This is a genomic window from Massilia sp. CT11-108, from assembly GCF_047302915.1.
GTDB lineage: Bacteria > Pseudomonadota > Gammaproteobacteria > Burkholderiales > Burkholderiaceae_D > Telluria > Telluria orientalis.
In genome coordinates this window covers 1-6,852 of the sequence record NZ_JBKYMO010000317.1, presented here as the reverse complement: position 1 = coordinate 6,852, position 6,852 = coordinate 1, and the positions used below count along the sequence as shown (strand labels likewise).

Sequence of the window (6,852 nt, the reverse complement as noted above, 5' to 3'; positions counted from 1 at the left end):
GTGTCCGGTGATCCACTGCAGCGCCAGCAGCCTGCCGATGGTGCGCAGCAGGAGGTCGTGGTCGACCGGCTTGGCGATCAGGGCGTCGGCACCGGCGTCGCGGCTCTTGCGCTCGTCGTCCGGGCTGGCGCTGGCCGTCACCGCGATGATCGGGACGTTACCCCAGCCCGGCATGTGACGGATCTGCCGCGTCGTTTCGTTCCCGTCCATCACCGGCATCATGACATCCATCAGGATCAGGTCGGGCTTGAAGCTGTCCAGCAGGACCAGGCATTCGAGCCCGTTCGTCGCGGCGGCGACGAGGAAGCCGGTCTCCTGCAGCAGGTCCTGCAGCATCGCGCGGTTCTGCGGCACGTCGTCCACGACCAGCACCCGCTTGCGCTCGCCCTCGTAGCCGATCACGGTGTCGTGCGGCGCCACGACCACCGGCGCGGCGGCGGCCACCGGCACGTCGATCTCGAACGAGAACGTGCTGCCCTTGCCGGGCGCGCTGAGCACGTCGATATGGCCGCCCATGAGCTGCACCAGTTGCTGGCTGATGGCCAGGCCCAGGCCCGTGCCGCCTTCGCGCCGCTGCGCGGCCGCCACCTGTTCGAACGGCTGGAAGATGCGTCCGAGCTGTTGCGTATCCATGCCGATGCCGCTGTCGGCCACTTCGAAGCGCAGCCGCGCGGTGTCCGGCGCGCCGGCGGATGCGGCGGACAGCACCCGCAGCGACACCTTGCCGGTGTCGGTGAATTTCACGGCATTGCCCAGCAGGTTGAGCAGTACCTGGCGCAACCGCGTCTCGTCGATCGTCACCGCGGCCGGCAGGCCGGGTGCGAGCTCGTAGCTGAATCCCAGGCCTTTCTCTTCCGCCTTGACGCGCATGATGTTCGCCAGCACTTGCAGGAACGTCTCGAGATGGACGGCGGCCGGGTGCAGCACCATCTTGCCGGCTTCGACCCGCGCGAGGTCGAGGATGTCGTTGATGAGCGTGAGCAGATGCTGGCCGCTTTCGTGGATCGTGGCCAGGCCCGAGGCCAGCCGTTCGGACAGGTGGTCGCGGTCGCGTCCCAGCAGGTCGGCATAGCCGATGATGGCGTTGAGCGGCGTGCGCAATTCGTGGCTCATCTGCGCGAGGAACTGGCTGCGCTGGCGCGCCAGCGCGACGGCCTCCGCCAGCGCCGTCTCGCGGGCCGCTTCGGCTTCCTTGCGCTCGCGGTCGATGGCGGCCAGTTGCTCCACGCGTGTCTTGTTGGCCTGCAGGCCGGACCGGTAGTGCAGCAGACCCAGCGACAGGCCGATGACGCCGCACACGATCCACACGAATACCAGCCAAGTCATCAGCGTCGCCCGCGAGATCCATTTGCCGCGGAACTCGATCTTCCGCAGCTCGACCGTGACGACTTGTCCCGTGTCCTGATAATTGTCCGTCGCCAATTCCACGGTCGTGACGTGGTCGAGGCGGACATAGCTTTTCGACAGCGGGATCTGGCGCGAGAAGTGCCACCAGTCGGCGGTGCGCACGGCATTCATCGGCGCCGTGAATTCGGGCTGGGCGGGTACGTTGATCAGCAGTTCGTTGAACCGCTGCGAATTCCAGTCCTCCAGCGTGGAAAACTCCGGTTCGAAGTTCATCAGGTGGAGCTTGAGGACGTGCCAGCCACGGCCCGTATAGCGCAGGTCGAACGCGATCGTGTCGTAGCCCGACATGTCGATGCCCTTGACCGGGTCGCCCATCTGGAATTGCAGCTTGCAGAACGGGTAGGTCGCGGCGGCGCCCAGGTAGCAGCGCATGACGAACGCATCCTTCGTGACGGTCAGCGACGCGACCGAATTGCCGTTCGCGCTGTTGCCGCGCGTGTTGTCGCGGTCGTCCGTCACCCTGGCGCCATGCGGGTGCTGCGGGGAAATCTCGAGGGTGCGCGTCATCCCGAAATGCTGCCAGACCAGCAGGATGGCTGTCGCCACCACCAGGAGAATGACCAGGACGTAACCGATCCTGGTCGAACGGGAGAGCCACTGAGTCATGTGCGTACCGATTCGAAATCGGACGGGAATGACTCAGTATAGTGCGGCGTTATATCTTTGCAACATGTTGACGAATGTCGTTATCGCGGCGCGGGCCGAGCTGACCAAATGTGTATTGAGCGCAACGTTCTGTGATCAATCCTTCAAGCATTTAACGTGTTTGTAGTGGAATGATATTTGCCATACAGAAATATATGGTCAGCATACATCCCGCTACGCGACCTCTTCCGCGAGCACGATCCGGTCCTCCCGGCGAACCTCGGGCACACGCATCGGATATCAACCCTGCAATGACATTCCCAATCATCATGAAAAGCAAACACTTTGCAACCCTGCTGCTCGTGCCGGCGGTCTTGTCGACCGCCCATGCGCAGGACGGCGAGCCCTCGCCGGTCCGTGTCAGCGGCTTCGGCACCGGCGCCCTGACGTGGACGGACACCAACGACGCGCAATTCGCGCGCGCCAACCAGGCCAGCGGTGCCGGCACGTCCCCGCGCACGGGCGTGGATTCCAACCTGGGCATCCAGGTCGACGCGAACATCAACGACTGGCTGTCGCTCACGGGCCAGGGGCTGGTGCGGAAATTCGGCGAAGACGACTACGGCGCCGATGCGACGCTCGCCTTCGCCAAATTCAGGCTGTCCGACATGCTGAACGTGCGCGTCGGCCGCGTGCCGCTGGCCATCTTCATGGTCTCGGACTATCGCAACGTGGGCTATGCCAACACGATGGTGCGGCCGTCGCTGGAGGTGTATTCGCAGGTGCCGATGGACAGTCTCGACGGCGCCGACCTGAGCTGGCAGCAGACCATCGGCCCGGCCACGCTGACCACGCAACTCGCGTACGGCGATTCCTCCATCACGATGGCGGGCGGCGACGGCAAGGCCAAGGTCACGAACGGCAGCGTCGTGAACGTCATCTACGAACAGGGGCCGTTCACGCTGCGTGTCGGCCGCAACGACGGCAATCTGACGCTCGACCAGGGTTTCTTCCATTTGCCGAAGACCAAGGTGTCGTTCACGGCCGTCGGCTTCGCCATGGATGCGAACAACGTCGTCGTGCAGTCGGAATACACGCAGGCACGCGGCGTCGGCCAAGGCAGCGACGGCTGGTATGCGATGGGCGGCTACCGGTTCGGCAAACTGCTGCCGTACTACAGCCACGGCAAGCAGACCGGTGCATCCGCGCAGAAGACCGACAGCGTCGGCCTGCGCTGGGACGCGTTCCGCTCGGCCGACATCAAGTTCCAGGTCGACCGCGTCGATCCGGAAGGTCCCGGCCTGTTCATCCAGCCCAGGCGCGGCTTCCGTGGCCCCGTCACCGTCGGCACGGTTGCCGTCGACTTCGTTTTCTGAGGAGACCGCAATGAATACCATGATCCGCTCCTTCGTTCTCGCCGCCGTCCTCGGGCCCGCCGTGCCGGCCATGGCCGAAGTCGTCGTCGTCGTGAACCCGTCCGCGCCGCAGGCGTCGATGACCAGGGATGAAGTCGCACAGTACTTCCTCGGCAAATCCACGGCCCTGGCGCCGGTCGACCAGCCGGAAAGCGCGCCGATCCGCGCGGAGTTCTACAAGAAGGTCGCCGACAAGGACATGTCGCAAGTGAAGGCGCTGTGGTCCAAGCTCGTCTTCACCGGCAAGGCGACGATGCCGAAGGAAGTCGGCGGCAGCACCGACGTCAGGAAGGCCGTGGCCGCGAACCCGAAGGCCATCGGCTACATCGAGAAAAGCGCCGTCGACGCGACCGTGAAGGTCATCTACACGGCGCCTTGAAGCTCACCTGCGACATCACAGACAGTCGACGAACGCGGTGACGGCAGCGGCGAACGCGCCCGCCTGTTCGATGGCACCCAGGTGCGATGCTCCGGCCAGCACGAGCGTCGGCACGGCAATCTGCCCGAGGCGCGCCGTCGTGTCGACGCCGCCCACGGCCGCGCAGCAGCCGATATAGCCCTGGGCATCCGTCGTGACGAGGCGCCGGCGGAACTTTGCAACCGTTGCCGGATGGACCGAACGGAAGCCTTCGTGGAAGTAGCGGCCCATCACGGCGTCCGCGATGGCGTCGATCCCGCGTTCCTGCACGGTCGCGATGCGCTGGCGCCAGAGGCCGCGCGCCGCGTCCGGATAGCCCGACGCGTATGCGCCAGCGCGAAGTGCAGCGCGCGGAGCTCGAGAATGTCGTGAACTCGCGCGCGCTGTCGACGGCGCTGGCGGAGAACTACGTCGGGGCGTTCTGAGCGCTCTGCACGTCCGGCCGCGCGATGGCATAATCGGCGGTCACCCCGTCACCCATCGAAAGGAAGCATATGGTCGTCGAAAGCGCCGAAATCCTCGTCAAGGCCGGCATGGAAGAACAATTCGAGGCGGGCGTGCGCGCCGCCGCGCCGCTGTTCCAGCGGGCGCGCGGGTGTACCGGCATGCGCCTGCAGCGGGGCGTGGAGAATCCGCGCGCCTACCGCCTGCTCGTGGACTGGAACACGGTTGAGGACCACATGGTGCACTTCCGCGAGAGCGACGATTTCCAGGAATGGCGCCGCCTCGTCGGCCACTGCTTCGACGGCGCGCCCGTCGTCACGCACTACGTGGCCGCCGTCGACGGCTTCTGACGGCCTTCAGGGCAGCAGCATCGCGAGTTCCTGCGCGCCCTGGCGCAGCACGGGCAGGAACTCATCCACCATGCGCTCCGGCGTCACGCGCGCCGCGTGTGCGCCCACGTTCAGCGCCGCCAGCACCTTGCCCGACGCGCCGCGCACGGGCACGGCGATCGAGCGCAATCCCATTTCCAGTTCTTCGTTGTTGATGGCATAGCCGTCGCGCCGTACTTGCGCGAGTATGTCGCGCAGTGTGTCCGGATCCGTCACCGTGCGCTCCGTCCTGGGCGTCAGCGTGGTGTGCGCCAGGTACGCGTCCAGCTTGTCCTGCGGCAGGTGCGCGAGCAGCACGCGGCCCAGCGAGCTGCAATACGCGGGCAGGCGGCTGCCGGCGGACAGCGACACCGACATCACGCGTGACGTCGCCGCGCGCGCCACGTACAGCACCTGGTCTTCCTCCAGCACGGCGAGCGAGCTCGATTCGCCCAGCGCCTTGCTGACGCCGTTCAGGCATGGCTGCGCGGCGGCCGTCAGCGGTGTCGACGATAAATACGAATACCCCAGTGTGAGCACCTTCGGGCGGAGGCTGAAATTGTTCAGCTCCGCGTCGACATAGCCGAGCTGCCGCAGCGTGTGCAGGCAGCGGCGCACGGCCGCGCGCGGGATGCCCGTCTGCTGGCTGATCTGGGCGATGGTTTGCGGCTTGCGCGAGTCGGCGAACGCGCGCAGCACGGCGAGGCCGCGCGCCAGCGACGTCATGAAGTCGGGATCGGCGAGGGCGTCGATTTCTTCCGCGATGGTGAGCGGGGCGGCTGGGGTCGAGGGTGTGGATGACATGGCGGAATTCTAATCGATGGTGACGGGTTGTCAGGAAGCGCTTGACGGCCGACGCGGCGCGGGCGTACACTTTTTGTGCGGTAGACGAGCATGTGTTCGATACTCGCACATCAGAGACAAGGTGACAACCCATGATCGACAAAACCTGTGACTCGCTGGAGCGGGCCGTGGCCGACATCCACGACGGCGCCACCGTCATGATCGGCGGCTTCGGCAACGCCGGCATGCCGTCCGCGCTCATCGACGCGCTGATCGCCCACGGCGCCCGCGAGCTGACCATCGTGAACAACAATGCCGGCAACGGCGACACGGGCCTGGCCGCCCTCATCAAGGAAAAGCGCGTGAGGAAGATCGTGTGCTCGTTTCCGCGCCAGGCCGATTCCTGGCATTTCGACGCGCTGTACCGCGCCGGCGAAATCGAGCTGGAACTGACGCCCCAGGGCAACCTGGCCGAGCGCATCCGCGCCGCCGGCGCCGGCATCGGCGGCTTCTTCACGCCCACCGGCTACGGCACCCTGCTGGCCGAGGGCAAGGAAACCCGCGTCATCGACGGCAAGAACCATGTGTTCGAGACCCCGATCCACGCCGATTTCGCGCTGATCAAGGCCCTGCGCGGCGACCGCTGGGGCAATCTCGTGTACCGCAAGACCGCCCGCAACTTCGGTCCGATCATGGCGATGGCCGCAAAGACCACCATTGCGCAGGTCGCCGAGATCGTGCCGCTCGGCGAACTCGATCCGGAAGCGATCGTCACCCCCGGCATCTTCGTCCAGCGCGTCGTCAAGGAGGCCGCATGAACACCCGATACACCCGCGACCAGATGGCCGCGCGCGTAGCGCAAGACATCCCGGAAGGCGCCTACGTCAACCTGGGCATCGGCCTGCCCACGAAGGTCGCCAACTACCTGCCGGCGGAGAAGGAGATCTTCCTGCACAGCGAGAACGGCCTGCTCGGCATGGGGCCGGCGCCCGCCCCGGGCGAGGAAGACGAGGACCTGATCAACGCCGGCAAGCAGCCGGTGACCTTGCTGACGGGCGGCGCCTATTTCCACCACGCGGACTCGTTCGCGATGATGCGCGGCGGCCACCTGGACATCTGCGTGCTGGGCGCCTTCCAGGTGTCGCACACGGGCGACCTGGCCAACTGGCACACGGGCGCGCCGGACGCGATTCCCGCCGTCGGCGGCGCCATGGACCTCGCGATCGGTGCGAAGCAGGTGTTCGTCATGATGGAACACCAGACCAAGACGGGAGAAAGCAAGATCGTCGAGCGCTGCACCTATCCGCTGACGGGCATCGCCTGCGTCAGCCGCATCTACACGGACCTGGCCGTGCTGGACGTGACGCCCGAGGGCCTGCGCGTGCGCGAGATGGCGCCGGGCCTGACCCTGGCCGACCTGCAGGCCGTCACC

Annotated in this window: 8 protein-coding genes; 5 read left to right on the top strand and 3 right to left on the bottom strand. The window is 66.2% G+C overall.

Features of this window, described 5'->3' with window-relative positions; genetic code table 11:
• Nucleotides 1-2,013: ATP-binding protein (locus ACEN88_RS21480; RefSeq protein ID WP_413342858.1), on the bottom strand; the 2,013-nt coding region annotated here is incomplete at its 3' end.
• Nucleotides 2,014-2,321: 308 nt separating this feature from the next.
• Between ACEN88_RS21480 and ACEN88_RS21475 the strand changes: the two genes are divergently transcribed.
• Nucleotides 2,322-3,368 (top strand): hypothetical protein, encoded by a 1,047-nt coding sequence (locus ACEN88_RS21475; RefSeq protein ID WP_413342856.1) that lies wholly within the window; start codon nt 2,322-2,324, stop codon nt 3,366-3,368.
• 10 nt (nt 3,369-3,378) lie between these two features.
• Nucleotides 3,379-3,786, top strand: coding sequence for a hypothetical protein (locus ACEN88_RS21470; protein ID WP_413342854.1), 408 nt, complete (start codon nt 3,379-3,381; stop codon nt 3,784-3,786).
• 15 nt (nt 3,787-3,801) lie between these two features.
• Here ACEN88_RS21470 and ACEN88_RS21465 read toward each other — a convergent pair whose 3' ends face one another.
• On the bottom strand, nt 3,802-4,095 hold the full coding sequence (locus ACEN88_RS21465; RefSeq protein WP_413342852.1) for a hypothetical protein: 294 nt from the start codon (nt 4,093-4,095) through the stop codon (nt 3,802-3,804).
• Nucleotides 4,096-4,319: 224 nt separating this feature from the next.
• Here ACEN88_RS21465 and ACEN88_RS21460 point away from each other — a divergent pair, with 224 nt between their 5' ends.
• Nucleotides 4,320-4,619 carry an antibiotic biosynthesis monooxygenase family protein gene (locus tag ACEN88_RS21460; RefSeq protein ID WP_413342850.1) on the top strand — a complete coding sequence of 100 codons (300 nt, stop codon included), beginning with the start codon at nt 4,320-4,322 and terminating at the stop codon, nt 4,617-4,619.
• Nucleotides 4,620-4,625: 6 nt separating this feature from the next.
• Here ACEN88_RS21460 and ACEN88_RS21455 read toward each other — a convergent pair whose 3' ends face one another.
• On the bottom strand, nt 4,626-5,441 hold the full coding sequence (locus tag ACEN88_RS21455; protein ID WP_413342848.1) for an IclR family transcriptional regulator C-terminal domain-containing protein: 816 nt from the start codon (nt 5,439-5,441) through the stop codon (nt 4,626-4,628).
• 131 nt (nt 5,442-5,572) lie between these two features.
• Here ACEN88_RS21455 and ACEN88_RS21450 point away from each other — a divergent pair, with 131 nt between their 5' ends.
• Entirely contained in the window at nt 5,573-6,238 is a 666-nt protein-coding gene (locus ACEN88_RS21450; protein WP_413342846.1) for a 3-oxoacid CoA-transferase subunit A, read from the top strand.
• The coding region (locus ACEN88_RS21445) for a CoA transferase subunit B (RefSeq protein WP_413342844.1) at nt 6,235-6,852 on the top strand (618 nt) is incomplete at its 3' end. The genes ACEN88_RS21450 and ACEN88_RS21445, both read left to right, overlap by 4 nt.